Below are 1,409 nucleotides of genomic sequence, written 5' to 3' on the forward strand. Positions count from 1 at the left end.
AGTTCCACGGCTAGATGCTCAGTATGATACCCTTCACTGCGGCTGCCGTCGGTGTTGGGCAAGGAGAATCTGCTCTCGGATCCAGCCCAGCCAGGGCTCCAGCCCGTCACCCGTCTTGGCAGAAAGACAAAAAATCGGCACAGAAGGGTTGATCTCGCGGATATTGGCCTGGATCCGATCCAAATCCACCTCCAACACAGGAACCAGATCCACTTTGGTGATCAGCAGACAATCCGCCTCTCGAAACATGATTGGGTACTTGAGAGGCTTGTCTTCCCCTTCTGTGACGCTGAGCAGTGCTACCTTGGCGTGTTCCCCCACCTCAAACTCCGCCGGGCAGACCAAGTTGCCGACATTTTCCACCAGCAGCAAATCCAGTTGTTGGGGACCCAGCAGTGCTTCCAATTGCTGCAAGCCCCCGGCCACCATGGCCGCATCCAAATGACAGGCCCGCCCCGTGTTGATGGCAATCACCGGGATCCCGTAGCGACGCAACCGCTCCGCGTCCAGTTGGGTCGTCATGTCTCCCTCGATCACCGCCAGGCGCAGCGAGCCGGCAAGAGCGACCACGGTTTTCTCCAGCAAAGACGTCTTACCCGCCCCCGGCGCGCTCATGAGGTTCAGACAGGTTACTCCCCAGGCATCAAAATGCTCCCGGTTGTGGTCGGCCTGGTGTTGATTGGCGTGGAGCAGGTTAATCCCCAGATCCAAGACTTGGTGCATGGCACAACCCGTGTTGCGGTTGAGGAGAAAACGCTCTAGCTGCGGAAAGAGCTGGATTCGGCCACCGTAGGGGTGGGAGAAGGGCCGACGGAGAGTTTACGCACCTCGGAGCAGAAAGAAGCCATGCTGAAGCCACCGAACCGCTTGACAGTGCTGGCCCGCAGGCGCAAGTTGGGGCTGGCAAACCAAATGCGCTCTTCCGACTCAGTCATCTCATACTGGGTGTAAAGGGTAAGGGCGCCATCGGATCCCATGACATAGGTACCGGCCACCGGTACTTTCTCAGCGTAGCCCTGATCCCGCAGCAACTGCCCGCGCATGGGATCGGTCTCATCGGGGATAGGTACCAGCACCACGTCTCCCTTGTACTCTTCGTTGTCCCACTCCTGCTCGCCATCCCACCGCACCCGCGCTGCTCCCACAGCTCGTCGGGGATCCACCCTGAACAACTCGCAAACCCGGATGACTGCTGGATCGGTTGCCGCAAGGGTGGCAATTTGTAGCCGCGACCTCCCACCCTCAGAGCGGCGAAAAGCCAAGTGATGGCTGGTGCGTTGGCACATCCACTCCCCAGCACTGAGGGCGAAAAACTCCATTACGGTCATCATGGCCGACGCGGATCCTCATCGATGGAACAGGGTTTGCCGATCTTAGCTTGCAGAGCAACTCAACGATTTAGCTAACGG

2 protein-coding genes are annotated in these 1,409 nt (G+C 58.8%); both read right to left on the minus strand.

Annotation, left to right across the window (positions count from 1 at the left end):
* Positions 1–33 precede the first annotated feature (33 nt).
* Positions 34–723: a hydrogenase nickel incorporation protein HypB gene (hypB, locus tag NW820_RS12355; RefSeq protein ID WP_414407642.1), complete on the minus strand. Its 690-nt coding sequence runs from the start codon at positions 721–723 to the stop codon at positions 34–36.
* A gap of 35 nt (positions 724–758) precedes the next feature.
* Positions 759–1,331 (minus strand): phycobiliprotein lyase, encoded by a 573-nt coding sequence (locus tag NW820_RS12360; protein WP_041436880.1) that lies wholly within the window; start codon positions 1,329–1,331, stop codon positions 759–761.
* Between the last annotated feature and the right edge of the window lie 78 nt (positions 1,332–1,409).

Origin of the sequence: Synechococcus sp. R55.7 (assembly GCF_047461955.1) — a bacterium.
GTDB lineage: Bacteria > Cyanobacteriota > Cyanobacteriia > Thermostichales > Thermostichaceae > Thermostichus.